Origin of the sequence: Massilia antarctica (genome assembly GCF_015689335.1) — a bacterium.
Classification (GTDB): Bacteria; Pseudomonadota; Gammaproteobacteria; order Burkholderiales; family Burkholderiaceae_D; genus Telluria_A; species Telluria_A antarctica.
On record NZ_CP065053.1, the window covers coordinates 4,016,999 to 4,034,622 of the forward strand.

The following is a 17,624-nucleotide window of genomic DNA, read 5'->3' on the forward strand; positions in this document are numbered from 1 at the left end:
TTCCCGAATATGTGTGAAATCGTTTTCAGGTAACTGTGTAGCATTTGACATCACGCTCATTGCGAAGTCAATGGAAACCTTTCCGTTCTGCGGCGTGGAAGAAACACTGACTTACTGCAAGTATTGGGAACAGTCGCTGCTTACAGGGCCGTGCGCAGGGAAAACAGTTCGGGAAACAGCACCACGTCGAGCATCTTGCGCAGGTAGCTCACGCCGGCCGTGCCGCCGGTGCCGGTCTTGAAGCCGATGATGCGTTCGACCGTCGTCACGTGGCGGAAGCGCCAGAAGCGGAACGCCGTCTCCAGGTCGACCAGCTTCTCGGCCAGTTCATACAGGGCCCAGTGCTGCGACGGTTCCTGGTACACCGCCAGCCACGCCGCCTTGACCGATTCGTCGGCCCCCGTTGGCAGGGTCCAGTCGGCGTTCAGGCGTTCGGGCGCGATGGCAAAGCCGCTGCGGCCCAGCAGCATGACCGCTTCGTCGTACACCGACGGCGCGTGCAGTTCGCGCTCGAGCACCGCGTGGGCCGCTGGCGCCGCCTCATGCACGCCCAGCAGGGCGGCGTTCTTGTTCCCGAGCAGGAATTCGAGTTCGCGGTACTGGTGCGACTGAAAGCCCGAGGACGCGCCGAGATACGGGCGGATGGCCGTGTATTCGGGCGGCGTCATGGTGGCCAGCACGTCCCAGGCGTGTACCAGCTGGTCCATGATGCGCGCCACCCGCGCCAGCATCTTGAAGGCGGGCGCCAGTTCGCCGGCGCGCAGGTTCACGCGCACGGCCTGCAGTTCGTGCAGCATCAGCTTGAGCCACAGTTCGCTGGTCTGGTGCTGCACGATGAACAGCATTTCATTGTGGTTGGGCGAGCGCGGATGCTGGGCGTTGAGGATCTGGTCGAGTCCCAGGTAATCGCCATAGCTCATCGCTTCGCTGAAATCCATCTTGGCGCCGTGCCATTGGGCCGGGCATTTTGCTTCATCGGACATGATTGCGCTTTCAGGTAACTGCGTCAGGTATTGGGTCAGGTAACCGCGCCGCGGCTGGCGGCGATATCGTAGGCTTGGTCGTCGAGGATCTGGCGCAGGATCTCGACCGCATCCCATACGTCGGCGAAGCTGGTGTACAGCGGCGTGAAACCGAAACGCATGATGGCCGGCTCGCGGTAGTCGCCGATCACGCCGCGCGCGATCAGCGCTTGCATCACCGCGTAGCCGTGCGGGTGAGTGAAGCTGACCTGGCTGCCGCGCCGCGCGTGCTCGCGCGGGGTGGCAAGACCGAGCGGATGGCTGGCGCAGCGCTCTTCCACCAGCGCGATGAATGCGTCCGTCAGGGCCAGCGACTTGGCGCGGATGGCTTGCATGTCGGTCTGCTCGAACACGTCCAGCCCGCATTCGACCAGGGCGAGCGAGACGATCGGCTGGGTGCCGCACAGGGCGCGCCCGATGCCGGCAGTCGGCTTGAATTCGGGCGCCATGGCGAAGGGATTGGCATGACCCCACCAGCCCGACAGCGGCTGGGTGAAGGCTTGCTGGTGGCGTTCCGGCACCCAGATGAAGGCCGGGGCGCCCGGGCCGCCGTTGAGGTATTTGTAGGTGCAGCCGACGGCCAGGTCGGCGCCGTCGCGCTGCAGGTCGACGGGCACGGCGCCGGCCGAGTGGGCCAGGTCCCACAGGATCAGCGCGCCTTGTTCGTGGGCATGGCCGCTCATGGCGGCCATGTCGTGCTGGTAGCCGGTGCGGTAGTTGACGTGGGTGAGCATGACGACTGCGCAGTCGGCGCCGATGGCTGCGGGCAGCTCCTCGCTTGAGTCGACCAGGCGCAGCTGGTAGCCGCGGTCGAGCCAGCTGGTCAGGCCCTCGGCCATATACAGGTCGGTGGGGAAGTTGCCGCGCTCGGTGACGATGACTTTGCGCGCGGGTGCGCCCGCTTGCATGTGCAGGGCGGCGGCGAGGGCCTTGAACAGGTTGAGCGAGGTGGTGTCGTTGACGACGACTTCGCCGGCGTGCGCGCCGATCAGCGGGGCCAGGCGGTCGCCCAAGCGCTTGGGCAGGTCGAACCACCCGGCCGTGTTCCAGCTGCGGATCAGGTCCTGGCCCCATTCGCGCGCGATGACGTCCTGGGCGCGGGCGAGCGCGGCGCGCGGGCGGGCGCCCAGCGAGTTGCCGTCGAGGTAGATCACGCCCTCGGGCAGGTCGAAATGCTGGCGCAAGGGGGCCAGGGCGTCGCTCGTGTCGAGGGCAAGGCAGTCGTTACGGTTCATCGTTCACCTTAAAAATACTTTAGGCTTCATCTAATTTGAGCCAATGCGGGAGTGTAGCAAGAAAATTAAGGGGGGAGGAGGGGGGGCTGTCACTGTTGCCAGTTTCCAGCCTCGTCGTTCCCGCGCCAAGGCGGCACTCGGCGGGAACCCAAGTCAGTAGATAAGCCAGTCACTACAGCACGAACTTGGGTTCCCGCCTTCGCGGGAACGACGAAGGTGGCGGCGGGAACGACGAAGGGGGCGGCGGGACCGACGGGGGGCAACACGGCGGCGACGACGGGTGCAGCGACAAATCGGGCGGCCCCAGCAGGCGGCGCACGGCCGGCGGCTAAAATATGTTCAAATCCCCCTCAAGTTCCCCGTCCACTCGCCGTAAAAGACTCAGACACGCGGGACTTTAAAAATATTTTCAAATTATTTTAAAAAAACCCTCAAGTTCTCCACAAGTTTGACGTAACCGGTACAAGACGACAGAAAAACCACGTCGACGGGTCAGTTACACCGCGTCCCACAATTCACTTTTCCGCCCTGGTTTCATAGGGGCGCGACCATGATCCGGCAGGGTTCGTAGGACGAACACCTACGGACTCGCCTCATCTGTACCTCACCCAAAATACAGGCGCGCGCCTATTCTCGTATTGTTGCTGTACAGTCAGAATCTATCTCACTGGCAATACGAACACAGCGCCAGATTTCAACGGATTGAAGGAGACGGAAAATGACTGCGAACGACATGATGGCTGAAATTCGTGATGCGAACCTGAGCTACCTGATGCTCGCCCAGCAGATGATTCGCGCCGACAAAGTGACCGCGATCTTCCGTCTCGGGATTTCGGCGGACATCGCCGAGCTGATCGAAAACATGAGCAATTCCCAGATCCTGAAGCTGGCCGGCGGCAACATGATGCTCGCGCGCTTCCGTTTCGACGACAGTGCTATTCTGTCGATGTTGACCAACAACAGCAAAGACCGCGTTCTCGCCCAGTCCCACGCCGCCATCCTGATGGCCGGCCAGGCAGTCGAAGAAATCGTGTAAAGCTCGTTGGCTTTTTTGCAGCAATTGCCGCTGAAAACAGCAACGTCGGGAGTCGTCATGGCCAAGAAAAGCGTGGTATCGGAAGCCCAGGAAATCCAGCTGGCGATCGAATTGATTCACCTTGGCGCCCGCCTGCAACTGCTCGAAACCGAGGTCTCGCTCTCGCGCGAACGCTTGCTCAAGCTGTACAAGGAACTCAAGGGCGTCTCGCCGCCGAAAGGCATGTTGCCGTTTTCGACCGACTGGTTCCTCACCTGGCAGCCAAATATCCATTCCTCGCTGTTCATCAATATCCATAAATTCCTCACCGACCATGCCGGCGCCAGCGGCATCGAAGCGGTCATGAAGGCTTACAAGCTCTACCTCGAACAAATGCCGCCCGAGCCCGGCGTCGAACCGCTGCTGTCCTTGACGCGCGCGTGGACCCTGGTACGCTTCTTCCAGAGCAAAATGCTGGCCATGGCCCCGTGCGACAAGTGCCAGGGCAAGTTCGTGGTCGATTGCCTCGACCTGAACCATGCTTACCACTGCGGCCTGTGCAATATGCCTTCGCGCGCCGGCAAGACCCGCAAGGTCAGGGATGCCAAGGATGCCAAGGACGCCAGCGATGCCAAGGACGCGCACGACGCGGCGGCCGCGCTGCTGAACGCGTGAGCGGCCCCGGCCACATCCCGCGCCGCAATTCCGAAGGGCAGGGCGCAAGTCTTGCCCTTCGCCGCATCTGGCGCACCCCCGCGGCGCAGGCGCTGCTGCTGCAGTGCGCCGCCTGTCCCCTGACCCTGGTCGTGGTGTACCTGCTGGCGCGCGCCGGCGCCAGCCTCTCCGGGGCGGCCCTGTCCTACGCCGACGCCGCCCTGATCCAGGGCCTCCTTGCCTGCGCCCTCACGCGCCTGCGCGGCCTGGCCGTGTGGTGGCTCGGCATTCAGCTGGCGTTTCCGCTGGCCCTGATGGGCACCCACCAGCTGCGCATGCCGCCGCTGCTGTTTCTGGCCATGTTCCTGTTCCTGCTGGCGCTGTACTGGTCGACCTTCCGCACCCAGGTGCCGTACTACCCGTCCGGCAAATGGGTGTGGAATGAAGTCGACAAGCTGCTGCCGAAGGACAAGCCGCTGCTGGTCGTCGATATCGGCAGCGGCCTGGGCGGCTTTACCCTGGACATGGCGCGCCGCCGCCCGGCCTCGCACTGTGTCGGCATCGAGCTGGCACCCCTGCCGTGGCTGCTCAGCTGGCTGCGCGCGCGCCTGACCGGCAGCCGTGCCCGTTTTGTGCGTGGCGATTACGATAATCTTGATTTAAGCAGCTACGACGCGGTGTTCGCTTATCTGTCGCCGGCGGCCATGAGCGCCTTATGGAAGAAGGCTTCGCGCGAGATGCGTCCCGGTGCCATTTTGCTCAGTTATGAGTTTCTGATAACGGAAAAAACACCGGATATTATTCTTATGCCTACAGGGCGTGGCGCGCCTCTGTACGGATGGCACTTTTAGGAGACAACCGGGAGGGTTTTCCTTGCCGCTCGGGCCGTCTCACGCTATTGTAGTTCCGTATGTAAATTAAATGAATCGAGCTTTTTAAAGATCCGCCAGCATAAATTGCCATTCATATACTGGCGTTGTTATCTTTAAAACGTCGGGCGCTGCCCGAGCTCTTTCACCTTGGGAGTCAGCGCACTTTGTTAGTCATACTCGGATACATCATCGTTTGCGGCTCGGTCTTCGGCGGCTTTGCCGCCAGTGGCGGCCACCTCGGATCGCTGTTCCAGCCGCTCGAACTGGTGATGATCGGCGGTGCGGCTTTGGGCGCCTTTTTCGTCGGGAATAATGGCAAATCGATCAAGGCCACGCTCAAGGCGATTCCCGCCCTGTTCAAGGGATCGCGTTATACCAAGGACTTGTATATGGAAATGATGTCCTTGCTGTTCGACGTCCTTTCCAAAGTGCGCAAGGAAGGCTTGATGTCGATCGAGGGCGATATCGAAACCCCGGAACAAAGCCCGGTGTTTTCCAAATATCCCGGCGTGCTGGCCGATCACCATATTGTCGAATTCATGACCGATTATCTACGGCTGATGGTGTCGGGAAATATGGATGCTTTTCAGATTGAAAATCTGATGGATAACGAAATTGAAACGCACCACCACGAAGGCGCGGTGCCGGCCCATTGCATCGCCAAGCTGGGCGACGGCTTGCCGGCCTTCGGCATCGTGGCGGCGGTGATGGGCGTGGTGCACACGATGGAGTCGGTCGGCATTCCGCCGGCCGAACTGGGCATCCTGATCGCCAAGGCGCTGGTCGGCACCTTCCTCGGCATCTTGCTGGCCTACGGCTTCGTCGGCCCGCTGGCCAGCCTGCTCGAACAAAAGCTGGAAGAGTCGACCAAGATGTTCCAGTGCGTGAAAGTGACCCTGCTGGCCAGCCTGAACGGGTATGCGCCGGCGCTGGCGGTCGAATTCGGCCGCAAGGTGCTGTACTCGACCGAGCGCCCGACCTTTGCCGAACTGGAAGACCATATCAAGAAATCGAAGGCCAAATAAGCCCATCATGCACAGCCACCTTTCTTCTTGCATGATGACGACCGCACGGAGCGCTTATGTCCGATGAAGGCTTGCGCCCGATTATCGTCAAACGCATCAAGAAAACCGCCGGCGGCCACCACGGCGGCGCCTGGAAAATCGCCTACGCCGACTTCGTGACGGCGATGATGGCCTTCTTCCTGCTCATGTGGCTGCTCGGTTCGACCAGCAAGGGTGACCTGAACGGCATTTCCGAGTTTTTCCAGACCCCGCTGAAAGTGGCGCTGGCGGGCGGCTCGGGCAGCGGCGACAGTTCCTCGATCGTGCAGGGCGGCGGCCAGGACCTGTCGCGCCGCAACGGCCAGGTCAAGCGCGGCAGCAACGCGCCGGACAAGAAGAACTATGACTTGAAGGCGGCCAAGGCGGCGCTGGAAGCGCTTGAAGCGGACCGCCTGAAAACCCTCAAGGCCAAGCTGGAAGCGACCATCGATGCCAATCCGCTGCTGAAAAAATACAAGAACCAGCTGCTGCTCGATATCACCAGCGAAGGCTTGCGCATCCAGATCGTGGACGAATTGAACCGGCCGATGTTTAACCTGGCCAAGGCCGAACTGCAGCCGTACACGCGCGACATCCTGCACGTGATCGGGATCGTGCTCAACGAAGTACCGAACCGGATCGGCCTGTCGGGCCACACCGATTCGACCCCCTATATGAGCGACACCGGCTACAGCAACTGGGAATTGTCGGCCGACCGGGCCAATGCCTCGCGCCGCGAACTGGTCATCGGCGGCATGAGCGACGCCAAGATCTTGCGCGTGGTGGGGCTGGCCGCGGCCGCCCCGCTGGACCGCCAGGACCCGTTCAGCGCGGCCAACCGGCGCATCAGCATCATCGTCATGAACAAACGAACCGAAGAAGCGGTGATGCGCGATGGCGCCTCGCTGGAGGTGCCGGAGCAGCCGGGCGTCGCTACGCCGGCGGCGGCAGGGAAAACAGCGGTGCCGGCAGCGGCGCCGAAAGCGGCGCCATGATGGCCAGGAAAGACAGGGGAGAGGGCGAATGACAAGAAAGAAAATACTGGGCTCGCACGTGAAGCGCTTGCTGTCGGGCGTGTCGGATCACGGCAAGAAGCACCTGACGGAAGTCGAGACCGATCTGATCCAGACCGAACTGCTGCTGGAGGAAGCCATCGACAAGCTTACCAGCAGCTTCATGGCCATCCACACGGCGGTCGGAGCCCAGCAGGACACCATCAACCTGCTGCTGGCCGGCGGCACCCCGAGCGCGGAGGATGGCGCGCGCCTGAGCGCCATGTCGGACGAAATCGGCGCGCACGTGAACACGGCCATCACCAGCATGCAGTTCCAGGACATGACGAGCCAGCTGATCGACCGTACCCTGAAAAGGGTGACCGGCTTGCGCGAATTTCTCGGCACCCTGGGTTCGCACGGCGCCGACATCGTGCCGGAAGCGGGCAGCGAAGAGATCGTCGAACTGCTCGGCAAGGTCAGCATGGCGCTGGCGATCCAGTCGCTCGAATTACGCAGTGTACTAAGAAAAGCAGTCAATCAGCAGCATCTGGAAAGTGGCGACATAGAACTGTTCTAAGGTTCACTCTCGATGATTATGGGCGCGGTGCCCCCGATTTAAAAAAAGCAGGAGCAAAAATGGCTAAAACAATACTCGCAGTTGACGATTCCAGTTCGCTGCGCCAGATGGTGGCATTCAGTCTCAAGGCCGCCGGTTACCTCGTGGTGGAAGCGGTCGACGGCCAGGACGGACTCGAGAAAGCCAAGCAGCAGACGGTCGACCTGGTGCTGACCGACCAGAACATGCCGCGCATGGATGGCCTGTCCCTGATCAAGCTGCTGCGCGGCCTGCCGGCCTACCAGAAGGTGCCGATCCTGATGCTGACCACCGAATCGTCCGACGAAATGAAGACCAAGGGACGCGCGGCCGGCGCCAACGGCTGGCTGGTCAAGCCGTTCGACCCGCAGCGCCTGATCGAAGTGGTCAAAAAAGTCATCGGTTGATGACCGGGGTGGGAGCACGCGCCATGATGTATCGCGAAATTCACGGAGTCTGAACATGACCATCGACATAAGCCAGTTTTTCCAGGTCTTCTTCGATGAAGCCGAAGAACTGCTGGCCGAAAAAGAGCGTCTGCTGCTGGCCGTCGACATTGCGTCGCCGGATCCGGAAGACCTGAACGCCATTTTCCGCACCGCCCACTCGATCAAGGGCGGTTCGTCGACGTTCGGCCTGAACGACATGACCGAAGTGACCCACATCCTCGAGTCGCTGCTCGACCGCATCCGCAAGGGTGAAATGGCGCTCACCGCCGAGCACGTGGACGCCTTTTTGGCGGCCAAGGACATCCTCAAGATGCAGCTCGACGGCCACCGCAACGGCGCCCACGTCGACCAGGATGCCGTGGCCGACGTGCGCATGATGCTGCAGGAACTGTCGCAGGACGTGGTGCCGGTGGCCGCGCCGCCCGCGCCCTCGTTCATCCAGAGTTCGATCAAGGCCAATGTGAGCAACGGCGGACGGCGTTTCCGCATCGAGATGCCGCATGTGGAGCAGCGCGACGTCAATGCGCTGACCGCCGAACTGGGGCTGCTCGGAAGGGTGTCGGTGATGCCGCTGCCGGGCGACCGGCATGCGATCACCGTCACCACTCACGAGTCGCTGGATGACATCATCGCGATCTGCTCGTTCGTGCTCGATCCCGACGAGCTCAAGATCTTCGAGGCGCCCGCGCTCACGCCGGAGCAGCAGGTCATCGAAGACCGCGAACGGGCCAAGGTCGAAGACGACATGGGCTACGGCTTTTTTGATCCGATCGACGCCCCGAGCCAGGACAAGACCGACGAAGAACGCGGCTACGGTTTCTTCCAGCCGATCGAGCATATTCGCGCCACGGCCGGCATCACTGCCCCGGCGCCGGCCAGCGCCGCCCCGGCGGCAGCACGCGCCGAGCCGCTGGAAGTGACCGAGACGGCCGAGAAAAAGGTCGTCAAAAAAGACGACAAGCACGCCGCCGCCGAATCGTCGTCGATCCGCGTCTCGATCGAGAAGGTCGACCAGTTGATCAACCTGATTGGCGAGCTGGTGATCACCCAGGCCATGATCGAGCAGCGCAGCGACGCGCTCGACCCGATGCTGCACGAGCGCCTGTTGAACAGCGTCAGCCAGCTCACCCGCAATACGCGCGACCTGCAGGAAGCGGTCATGTCGATCCGCATGATGCCGATGGATTTCGTGTTCTCGCGCTTTCCGCGCATGGTGCGCGACCTGGCGGCCAAGCTGGGCAAGAAGGTCGACTTCATCACCCACGGCGCCGCCACCGAATTGGACAAGGGCTTGATCGAGCGCATCGTCGATCCGCTCACCCACCTGGTACGCAACAGCATCGACCACGGCATCGAGATGCCGGAAGCGCGCGCCGCCGCCGGCAAGACCGAAGCGGGGCGCCTGTTCCTCTCGGCCGGCCACCAGGGCGGCAACATCGTCATCGAAGTGTCGGACGACGGCGCTGGGCTGAACCGCGAACGCATCCTGGCCAAGGCGGCCCAGAACGGGCTGCCGGTGAACGACAACATGAGCGACGCGGACGTGTGGCAGCTCATTTTCGCGCCGGGCTTTTCGACCGCCGAAACGGTGACCGACGTCTCGGGCCGCGGGGTCGGCATGGATGTCGTCAAGCGCAACATCATGGCCATGGGCGGCTCGGTCGACATCCGCTCGGCCAAGGGCTTCGGTACCACGATCTCGATTTCGCTGCCGCTCACCCTGGCGATTTTGGACGGCATGTCGATCCGCTGCGGCGAGGAAGTGTACATCCTGCCGCTCGGCTTCGTGGTCGAGTCGCTGCAGCCGGCGCCGGAAGACATCAAGGAAATCTCCGGGCGCGGCCCCGTGATCAAGGTGCGCGGCGAATACCTGCCCCTGATCCCGCTGTACCAGATGTTCGACATCGTGCCGCGCTTTACCAATCCGTGCGAAGGCATCGTGGTGATCCTGGAGTCGGACGGGCGCAAGGCCGGGCTGTTCGTCGACGACCTGGTCGGGCAGCAGCAGGTCGTGGTCAAGAACCTCGAATCGAATTATCGCAAGGTGACCGGGATTTCCGGCGCCACCATCCTCGGCGATGGCGGCGTGTCGCTGATCCTCGATGTCTCGGCCCTGATGCGCTCATCGCGCCAGCTGGCCGACGACGCCATCTTCTCTTAACCCATACAGCAACCAACTAGGGATTCATCATGTCAATAACCTCAACCTCATCCAAGAACGGCGATGTCAAGGATGGCGCCGGAAGCGAGTTCCTGGCCTTCACGCTCGGTTCCGAAGAATACGGGATCGACATCCTGAAAGTGCAGGAAATCCGCGGCTACGAAGTGGTGACCCGCATCGCCAACGCGCCGGAATTCATCAAGGGCGTGATCAACCTGCGCGGCATCATCATTCCGGTGGTCGACATGCGCATCAAGTTCAACCTCGGCACCCCGGTGTACGACCAGTTCACGGTGGTCATCATCCTCAATATCGGCGGGCGCATCATGGGCGTGGTGGTCGACAGCGTCTCCGACGTCACCACCCTGACGCCGGAGCAGATCAAGCCGGCCCCGGAAATGGGCACCGCCTTCGGTTCCGACTACCTGGTCGGCCTGGGCACGGTCGACGAGCGCATGCTGATCCTGATCGATATCGACAAGCTGATGTCGTCGAGCGAAATGGGCCTGATCGAAAAACTGGCCGCCTGAGACAGACCGGACCGACAACCGCAACGCCGGTGCGAGGGGCTCGACAGAAGCCCACGCCACATCATTGAAGTATCGAGGAGAGAACGATGAATCTGCGCGATTTTAAAATTGGTACGCGTCTGGCGTTCGGTTTCGGCTGCATCCTGCTGATTCTGGTGGCGATGGCGTTGACGGCGAGTTTTCTCAATTCGCGTAACAAGAACAGCCTGATGACCGGCCTGGCCAGTTCCAGCGCCCAGAACCTGCATGCAGCAAGCATGAAGAGCGCGATGCTCGAAACCGGCATCGCCATGCGCAATATCGGCCTGCAGGCCGACGTGGCGCTGATGCAGAAAGAGCAGGACAAGGTCAAGGTGCAGAGCAAGCGCTATGAAGAGGCTCGCACCAGGCTGCAGGCCACGGGCCTGGACGAAGCCGAGGCCAAGCTGCTCGCCGAGATCGCCGCGCTCGACAAGGAAGTCGACGTCGCCTTCAAGGAAGCGATCGGCCAGGTGCTGGCGTTTAACAGCGAGGGGGCGGCCAAGGTGATCGCCCAGCGCATCGATCCGCTGAACCAGAAAACCCTCGAGCTGCTCAACAAGCTGGTCGACAAGCAGCAGCTCGAAGCGGATGAATTCCTCAAGCAATCGGTGCTGGCCGACCAGCGCGTGGGCATGATCATGTTCGGGGTGTGCGCCCTGGCCGTGGCGCTGGGCGTGGTGTGCGCCCTGGTCATCACGCGCTCGATCACGTCGCCCCTGCTGGGCGCCGTACGGGTGGCCAAGAAGGTCGCCGCGGGCGAATTGACCTCGGAAATCCGGGTCGAGGGCAAGGATGAAACGAGCGAACTGCTGCAGGCGCTCAAGGACATGAACGACAGCCTGGCGAAGACCGTGGGCGACGTGCGCGCCGGGACCGACATGATCACGGTCGCCTCGCACGAAATCGCCTCGGGCAATGCCGACCTGTCGTCGCGCACCGAGTCGCAAGCCAGTTCGCTCGAAGAAACCGCCAGTTCGATGGAAGAACTGACCAGCACCGTCAAGCAGAATGCCGACAATGCGCGCCAGGCCAACCAGCTGGCCGTGTCGGCGTCGTCGGTAGCGGTCAAGGGTGGCGCCGTGGTATCGCAGGTTGTTGATACGATGGGCTCGATCAAGGAAAGCTCGCGCAAGATCGTCGACATCATCGGCGTCATCGACGGCATCGCCTTCCAGACCAACATCCTGGCGCTGAACGCCGCGGTGGAAGCGGCGCGCGCCGGCGAACAGGGGCGCGGCTTCGCGGTGGTGGCCTCGGAAGTGCGCAACCTGGCGCAGCGCTCGGCCGGCGCGGCCAAGGAGATCAAGTCGCTGATCGGCGACTCGGTCGACAAGGTCGATGCAGGCAGCAAGCTGGTCGACGAAGCCGGCCAGACCATGGACTTGATCGTGACCTCGATCAAGCAGGTGGCCGACATCATGGGTGAAATCACGGCGGCCACCCAGGAACAGAGCAACGGCATCGAAGAAGTCAACCAGGCCATCACTCAGATGGATGAAATGACGCAGCAGAACGCGGCCCTGGTCGAGCAAGCCGCGGCGGCGGCCGAGAGCATGCAGGAGCAGGCGGAGTTGCTGGCCGCCGCCGTGAGCATCTTCAAGCTCAATGGCGACGATAAAAAGGTGGCCGCGCATGCGCCGCTGCGTGCCGCGCCCGTGGCGCAGCGCGCCCCGGCGCGCGCGGTGGCCACCGTGGCCAAGGCGGCGCCGGCAGCCAAGCCGCGCAAGCTGGCCGCGGCGGCGCCGGGAGACGACTGGGAAGAGTTTTAAGCTGGCGGCGGGCCTTCCGGCCGCGCGCGCATACAAATGAAAACGGGGTGAGGCAAGGTGACGCAAACGAAAATGGAAACCGCCAAGGAATTCAACTTCACCAAAAGTGATTTTGAGCGCGTGCGCGCGCTGATTTACCAGCGCGCCGGCATTTCGCTGGCCGACAGCAAGCAGGAAATGGTCTACAGCCGCCTGGCGCGGCGTCTGCGCGCCACCGGCATCGTCTCGTTCGGCCACTACCTGGACGACCTCGAAGCGGGGCGCCTGGGCGAGGAATGGGAGTCGTTCACCAATGCGCTTACCACCAACCTGACCTCGTTCTTCCGCGAGTCGCATCACTTTCCGCTGCTGGCCGAGCATGTCAAGAAAGTGCGCGACCAGCCGATCCAGATCTGGTGCTCGGCCGCGTCCACCGGCGAGGAACCGTATTCGATCGCCATGACCGTGTGCGAAGCATTCAACACGCTCACGCCGCCGGTGCAGATCATCGCCACCGACATCGACACCAACGTGCTGGCCACGGGTGCCAACGGCGTGTACGCGATCGACCGCATCGACAAGCTCGAACCGGAGCGCGCGCGGCGCTTTTTCTTGCGCGGCAAGGGCGACCAGGATGGCATGGTGCGGGTGCGTCCCGAACTGCGCCAGCTGATCACCTTCAAACAGCTCAATCTGCTGGGCGACAGCTGGCCCCTGAAAGGCCCGTTCGACGTCATTTTCTGCCGTAACGTGATGATCTATTTCGACAAGGCGACCCAGCGCAAGATTCTTTCGCGCTTCGTGCCGCTGATGAAGCCCGATGCACTGCTGTTTGCCGGCCACTCCGAGAATTTCCTGTATGTGTCGGAGTCGCTCAAGCTGCGTGGCAAAACCGTGTACGAACTCGATGGTCGCCGGAGCTGATGCGACCCGCAGAGAACTGAGAACTGAACATGGCTATCGAAATCAAAGAACAATTTGCAACCAACGTGTATTACGACCGCACCTTCGACTGCGACGCGGCCAAGATCCTGCCGGGCGAGTACTACTACACGCCCAAGGACATGCTGATCGTGACGGTGCTCGGTTCCTGCGTGTCGGCCTGTATCCGCGACAAGGTCACTGGCCTGGGCGGCATGAATCACTTCATGCTGCCGGACGGTGGCAGTGATCCGAACAGCCCGATTTCGGCGTCGATGCGCTACGGGACGTACGCGATGGAAGTGCTGATCAACGACCTGCTCAAGGCCGGCGCGCGGCGCGAGAACATGGAAGCGAAAGTGTTCGGCGGCGGCGCGGTGCTGCGCGGCTTCACCGCGATCAACGTGGGCGAGCGCAACGCGGCCTTTGTCATGAACTTCCTGAAGACCGAAAAAATGCGCGTGGTGGCCGAAGACTTGAACGATATCTGGCCGCGCAAGGTCTATTTTTTCCCACGCACCGGCAAGGTACTGGTCAAGAAGCTGATGCAGACCCATAACGATACCCTGGCGCGGCGCGAACTCGATTACGCCAGCCGCCTCAAGGTCGAACCGGTCGGCGGCGCGATCGATCTGTTCTAGCCGACTGCCCCATCAATTCTGAAAGCCCAATATGAAGATCAAAGTACTGATCGTGGACGATTCGGCGCTGATCCGCAGCGTCATGAGCGAGATCATTTCGAGCCAGCCCGACATGGAAGTGGTTGGTGTGGCGCCCGATCCGCTGGTGGCGCGTGAACTGATCAAGCAGACCAACCCGGACGTGCTCACGCTCGACGTCGAGATGCCCAAGATGGACGGCCTCGATTTCCTCGAAAAGCTGATGCGCCTGCGCCCGATGCCGGTGGTGATGGTGTCTTCCCTGACCGAGCGCGGTTCCGAAATCACGATGCGCGCGCTGGAACTGGGCGCGGTCGATTTCGTCACCAAGCCGAAGATCTCGATCCAGAGCGGGATGCGCGAATACACCGAACTGATCGCCGACAAGATCCGCGCCGCCTCCAAGGCGCGCATCAAGCCGCGCACCGTGACCGGCGAAAAGGTGGTCGGGGCGCTGCCGGCCCTGCGCAATCCGCTCACCTCGTCGGAAAAGCTGATCATCATCGGCGCCTCGACCGGCGGCACCGAGGCGATCCGCGAATTCCTGATGCAGATGCCGTCCGACTGCCCCGGCATCCTGATCGCCCAGCATATGCCGGAAGGGTTCACCACCTCGTTCGCGCGCCGCCTCGACACCCTGTGCAAGATCAGCGTGCGCGAAGCGGCCGGCGACGAGCGCGTCCTGCCCGGCCACGCCTACATCGCGCCCGGCCACTCGCACCTGCTGCTGGCGCGTTCGGGCGCCAACTATGTGACCCGCATCGAACAGAGCGAACCGGTCAACCGGCACCGCCCCTCGGTCGACGTGCTGTTCCGCTCGGCGGCCCAGGCGGCCGGTAAAAACGCGGTCGGCGTGATCCTGACCGGGATGGGCAAGGACGGCGCCGCCGGCATGCTGGAAATGAAGACCGCGGGCGCCTACAACTTCGCCCAGGACGAGGCTTCGTGCGTGGTGTTCGGCATGCCGCGCGAAGCGATCGCCATGGGCGGCACCCACGAAGTGGGGGCCCTGAGCGCGCTGCCGGGCATGGTCCTTGGCTATCTGGCAACGCATGGCAGCCGCGCGTTGCGCGTTTGATCCGGTTTGGTTCGATTTACTATCTTTTTGCTGTTCGTTTATTCGCTTCACAGCAACAAAACTGCTATCCTTTAGTCTGCTTCCGCAGGTGGGGAAGTCTGTCAATAACCAAAGCAAGAGAATCAACGGAGTAATTTAATGGCCGATCCAAAGATGCGTTTTTTAGTTGTTGACGATTTCTCCACGATGCGCCGCATTGTGCGTAATCTGTTGAAAGAACTGGGTTATGCCAATGTCGACGAGGCGGAAGACGGCGTCATGGCGCTGGCCAAGCTGCGCAGCGAAACCTTCGACTTCGTGGTCTCGGACTGGAACATGCCGAATATGGATGGCCTGACCATGCTGCAGAACATCCGCGCCGATCCCGCGCTGGCCAAGCTGCCGGTGCTGATGGTGACGGCGGAAGCCAAAAAAGAGAACATCATCGCCGCCGCGCAGGCAGGCGCCAATGGCTATGTCGTCAAGCCGTTCACGGCCGCCACGCTCGACGAAAAGCTGAACAAGATTTTCGAGAAGCTCGAAAAAAGCGGAGCGTGACCATGAGCGAGCACCTCACCGGAGGCGCAGGCCAGGCGGGCGCTGGTTCGGACGAACCTGGTGTGCACGACGAGTTCCTCAGCCGCATCGGGCACATGACGCGCGCGCTGCACGACAGCCTGCGCGGCCTGGGCCTGGACAAGCTGATCGAAAAGGCCGCCAGCGACATTCCGGATGCGCGCGACCGCCTCGACTACGTGGCGCGCCTGTCCGAACAGGCAGCCCAGAAGGTGCTCACCGCGACCGAGGCGGCCGGCCCGCTGCAGGACCAGATCGACAGCGGCGCGGCCGGCCTGTCGGCCTCGTGGCAAGCGCTGCTCGATGCGCCCGCCACCAGCGACGCCGAATGGCGCGCGCTGGCCGAGCGCAGCGTGGCGGCCATGGCCCGGGCACGCACGGCCAGCAGCGACACCAAGGGCTACCTGATGGATATCATGATGGCCCAGGACTTCCAGGACCTGACCGGGCAAGTGATCACCAAGGTGACCACGATTACCCGCAACCTGGAACAGCAACTGGTGCAAATGCTGGTCGATTTCGCGCCGGCCGAGGTCAAGCGTGAATACGACAACGGGCTGCTCAATGGCCCGCAAATCGATCCGACCCGGCACGACGTGGTCTCGAACCAGGGCCAGGTCGACGATCTGCTGGACAGTCTTGGCTTTTAAGCGTCCGCGATTTTAAGTCAGGCGGGGTGCATTGCCCCGCTTTCGCATCGGCATCACCTTAACGACCCATACAATGCACGAATCAAACTTTATCGTCCGCGAACCCCTGCTCGATCCCAAGCAGCGCGTGATCGGTTATGAATTATCCTGGCAGCATCAAGAAGACCAGCCCGTCACCGACGAAGAGCTCGAAGCGCTGATCGGCTTCGTCGCCGAAAACGTCAATGACGACGAGCATGGCTGGCTGCTGAAAGACAAGATCCTGTTCCTGGACGCGGTCCCGAACATGCTCTCGACCGACGCCCTGTTCGCCATGCCGCCCGAGCGCACCGTGCTGACCATGAAGGCGTCCGACCTGGCCGACCCGGACACCCTGGCCGCGGTACAGGGCTTGCGCGCCGGCGGCGTTGGCATTTCGGTGCGCGACGGCGACCTGGCCCACCTGGGCAAGAACCTCGGCATGAGCGCTTCCTACATCGAAGTACGCTTCTCGGGCGCCGACGTGGCGGCCCAGGCCCGCACCTACGCGGCGGCCAAGCAATCGTCGGTGCGCATGGTCGGCCGTCCGGTCGCCACCTGGTCCGACTTCGACGCCTGCGCCGCGCTCGGCCTGGACGCCTTTGTCGGCAAGCTGCACCTGACGCCACGTCCCGGCATGCCCGTCAAGGGCATGAACCCGGCCCAGACCATCATCCTGCAACTGATGCAGATGGTGCAAAAGAACGAAGACATTCCCAAGATCGAAAGCGTGCTCAAGCGCGATCCGGCGCTCTCGTACAAGCTGCTGCGTTTCATCAACTCGGCCGGCTTCGGGGTCGGGCGCGAGATTCAATCCTTGCGCCAGGCCATCACCATGCTGGGCTACTCGCCGATGTACCGCTGGCTGACCTTGTTGCTGGCCACGGCCAGCACCAGCGGCTACTCGCCGGTACTGATGGAAACGGCGGTGGTGCGCGGGCGCCTGACCGAGCTGCTCGGCAACAAGGGCTTGCCGCGCAGCGAGAGCGAAAACCTGTTCATGACCGGCATGTTCTCCCTGCTCGACCGCCTGCTGGGCCTGTCGATGAAGGAAGTGCTCGACACCATCCAGCTGCCGGACGAAGTGGTGCGCGCGCTGCTCACCCGTGGCGGCGCGTATGGACCCTACCTGGCGCTGGCCGAAGCGTGCGAGCTCAACTCGCAGCTGGTAGCCTCCTTGGCCAAGTCGATCAACATTGCGCCGGTCGACGTCAACAAGGCCCACCTGTCGGCACTGGCCTGGGCGCAAAACCTGACGACCTGACCCACAGCATTGCCACAAGGCTTTATTACTTAACCGGGGCCAGGGCTCCGATCAGAAATCTTACTGATCGGAGCCCTGGCCCCGGTTGTTTTTTTGCCATTTTTTGGCGAAACGGGTATGCTCTCGCGGGGAAGGCGGC

At 62.3% G+C, this 17,624-nt stretch carries 18 protein-coding genes; 16 read left to right on the forward strand and 2 right to left on the reverse strand.

Annotated elements, in window-relative coordinates:
* Window positions 1–140 precede the first annotated feature (140 nt).
* Window positions 141–983 (reverse strand): tryptophan 2,3-dioxygenase, encoded by an 843-nt coding sequence (gene kynA / locus IV454_RS17965; RefSeq protein ID WP_206087198.1) that lies wholly within the window; start codon window positions 981–983, stop codon window positions 141–143.
* A 35-nt stretch (window positions 984–1,018) separates the two neighbouring features.
* Window positions 1,019–2,257 carry a kynureninase gene (gene kynU / locus IV454_RS17970; protein WP_206087199.1) on the reverse strand — a complete coding sequence of 413 codons (1,239 nt, stop codon included), beginning with the start codon at window positions 2,255–2,257 and terminating at the stop codon, window positions 1,019–1,021.
* A gap of 718 nt (window positions 2,258–2,975) precedes the next feature.
* Here kynU and flhD point away from each other — a divergent pair.
* From flhD to IV454_RS18050, 16 genes are all read left to right on the forward strand, one after another.
* Entirely contained in the window at window positions 2,976–3,293 is a 318-nt protein-coding gene (gene flhD / locus IV454_RS17975; RefSeq protein WP_054267168.1) for a flagellar transcriptional regulator FlhD, read from the forward strand.
* A gap of 57 nt (window positions 3,294–3,350) precedes the next feature.
* Window positions 3,351–3,947, forward strand: coding sequence for a flagellar transcriptional regulator FlhC (gene flhC / locus IV454_RS17980; RefSeq protein ID WP_206087200.1), 597 nt, complete (start codon window positions 3,351–3,353; stop codon window positions 3,945–3,947).
* Window positions 3,944–4,777, forward strand: coding sequence for a class I SAM-dependent methyltransferase (locus tag IV454_RS17985; protein WP_229521684.1), 834 nt, complete (start codon window positions 3,944–3,946; stop codon window positions 4,775–4,777). Before flhC ends, IV454_RS17985 begins: the two co-directional genes overlap by 4 nt.
* Window positions 4,778–4,962: 185 nt before the next feature.
* The gene (gene motA / locus IV454_RS17990; RefSeq protein WP_054267170.1) at window positions 4,963–5,823 is read left to right on the forward strand and encodes a flagellar motor stator protein MotA; all 861 of its coding nucleotides are present in this window, start codon (window positions 4,963–4,965) and stop codon (window positions 5,821–5,823) included.
* Between the two features lie 56 nt (window positions 5,824–5,879).
* Complete coding sequence (gene motB / locus IV454_RS17995; RefSeq protein WP_054267171.1) at window positions 5,880–6,836, forward strand: flagellar motor protein MotB; 957 nt, start codon at window positions 5,880–5,882, stop codon at window positions 6,834–6,836.
* A gap of 28 nt (window positions 6,837–6,864) precedes the next feature.
* Window positions 6,865–7,413, forward strand: a complete 549-nt coding sequence (locus IV454_RS18000) for a chemotaxis protein (RefSeq protein WP_206087201.1) — start codon at window positions 6,865–6,867, stop codon at window positions 7,411–7,413.
* Between the two features lie 59 nt (window positions 7,414–7,472).
* Complete coding sequence (locus IV454_RS18005; protein WP_054267173.1) at window positions 7,473–7,838, forward strand: response regulator; 366 nt, start codon at window positions 7,473–7,475, stop codon at window positions 7,836–7,838.
* A 55-nt stretch (window positions 7,839–7,893) separates the two neighbouring features.
* Window positions 7,894–10,041, forward strand: a complete 2,148-nt coding sequence (gene cheA, locus IV454_RS18010; protein ID WP_206087202.1) for a chemotaxis protein CheA — start codon at window positions 7,894–7,896, stop codon at window positions 10,039–10,041.
* Between the two features lie 29 nt (window positions 10,042–10,070).
* A complete protein-coding gene (locus IV454_RS18015) occupies window positions 10,071–10,571 on the forward strand; it encodes a chemotaxis protein CheW (protein ID WP_206087203.1) in 501 nt (166 codons plus the stop codon).
* 86 nt (window positions 10,572–10,657) lie between these two features.
* Entirely contained in the window at window positions 10,658–12,361 is a 1,704-nt protein-coding gene (locus tag IV454_RS18020; RefSeq protein ID WP_206087204.1) for a methyl-accepting chemotaxis protein, read from the forward strand.
* Window positions 12,362–12,418: 57 nt separating this feature from the next.
* Window positions 12,419–13,264: a CheR family methyltransferase gene (locus tag IV454_RS18025; protein ID WP_206087205.1), complete on the forward strand. Its 846-nt coding sequence runs from the start codon at window positions 12,419–12,421 to the stop codon at window positions 13,262–13,264.
* A gap of 29 nt (window positions 13,265–13,293) precedes the next feature.
* The gene (gene cheD, locus IV454_RS18030) at window positions 13,294–13,902 is read left to right on the forward strand and encodes a chemoreceptor glutamine deamidase CheD (RefSeq protein ID WP_181002760.1); all 609 of its coding nucleotides are present in this window, start codon (window positions 13,294–13,296) and stop codon (window positions 13,900–13,902) included.
* Between the two features lie 31 nt (window positions 13,903–13,933).
* Complete coding sequence (locus tag IV454_RS18035) at window positions 13,934–14,998, forward strand: protein-glutamate methylesterase/protein-glutamine glutaminase (RefSeq protein WP_206087206.1); 1,065 nt, start codon at window positions 13,934–13,936, stop codon at window positions 14,996–14,998.
* Between the two features lie 138 nt (window positions 14,999–15,136).
* Window positions 15,137–15,535 (forward strand): chemotaxis response regulator CheY, encoded by a 399-nt coding sequence (gene cheY / locus IV454_RS18040; RefSeq protein ID WP_054267179.1) that lies wholly within the window; start codon window positions 15,137–15,139, stop codon window positions 15,533–15,535.
* 2 nt (window positions 15,536–15,537) lie between these two features.
* Window positions 15,538–16,203 (forward strand): protein phosphatase CheZ, encoded by a 666-nt coding sequence (gene cheZ / locus IV454_RS18045; RefSeq protein ID WP_206087207.1) that lies wholly within the window; start codon window positions 15,538–15,540, stop codon window positions 16,201–16,203.
* Between the two features lie 73 nt (window positions 16,204–16,276).
* The gene (locus IV454_RS18050) at window positions 16,277–17,485 is read left to right on the forward strand and encodes an EAL and HDOD domain-containing protein (protein ID WP_054267181.1); all 1,209 of its coding nucleotides are present in this window, start codon (window positions 16,277–16,279) and stop codon (window positions 17,483–17,485) included.
* The last annotated feature ends 139 nt before the right edge of the window (window positions 17,486–17,624 follow it).

Excerpts from the sequence above, each read along its gene's own strand:
- kynA (WP_206087198.1), bottom strand. The coding sequence starts at position 983 with ATGTCCGATGAAGCAAAATGCCCGGCCCAATGGCACGGCGCCAAGATG.
- kynU (WP_206087199.1), bottom strand. The coding sequence starts at position 2,257 with ATGAACCGTAACGACTGCCTTGCCCTCGACACGAGCGACGCCCTGGCC.
- flhD (WP_054267168.1), top strand. The coding sequence starts at position 2,976 with ATGACTGCGAACGACATGATGGCTGAAATTCGTGATGCGAACCTGAGC.
- flhC (WP_206087200.1), top strand. The coding sequence starts at position 3,351 with ATGGCCAAGAAAAGCGTGGTATCGGAAGCCCAGGAAATCCAGCTGGCG.
- motB (WP_054267171.1), top strand. The coding sequence starts at position 5,880 with ATGTCCGATGAAGGCTTGCGCCCGATTATCGTCAAACGCATCAAGAAA.
- IV454_RS18000 (WP_206087201.1), top strand. The coding sequence starts at position 6,865 with ATGACAAGAAAGAAAATACTGGGCTCGCACGTGAAGCGCTTGCTGTCG.
- IV454_RS18005 (WP_054267173.1), top strand. The coding sequence starts at position 7,473 with ATGGCTAAAACAATACTCGCAGTTGACGATTCCAGTTCGCTGCGCCAG.
- cheA (WP_206087202.1), top strand. The coding sequence starts at position 7,894 with ATGACCATCGACATAAGCCAGTTTTTCCAGGTCTTCTTCGATGAAGCC.
- IV454_RS18015 (WP_206087203.1), top strand. The coding sequence starts at position 10,071 with ATGTCAATAACCTCAACCTCATCCAAGAACGGCGATGTCAAGGATGGC.
- IV454_RS18020 (WP_206087204.1), top strand. The coding sequence starts at position 10,658 with ATGAATCTGCGCGATTTTAAAATTGGTACGCGTCTGGCGTTCGGTTTC.
- cheD (WP_181002760.1), top strand. The coding sequence starts at position 13,294 with ATGGCTATCGAAATCAAAGAACAATTTGCAACCAACGTGTATTACGAC.
- IV454_RS18035 (WP_206087206.1), top strand. The coding sequence starts at position 13,934 with ATGAAGATCAAAGTACTGATCGTGGACGATTCGGCGCTGATCCGCAGC.
- cheY (WP_054267179.1), top strand. The coding sequence starts at position 15,137 with ATGGCCGATCCAAAGATGCGTTTTTTAGTTGTTGACGATTTCTCCACG.
- cheZ (WP_206087207.1), top strand. The coding sequence starts at position 15,538 with ATGAGCGAGCACCTCACCGGAGGCGCAGGCCAGGCGGGCGCTGGTTCG.
- IV454_RS18050 (WP_054267181.1), top strand. The coding sequence starts at position 16,277 with ATGCACGAATCAAACTTTATCGTCCGCGAACCCCTGCTCGATCCCAAG.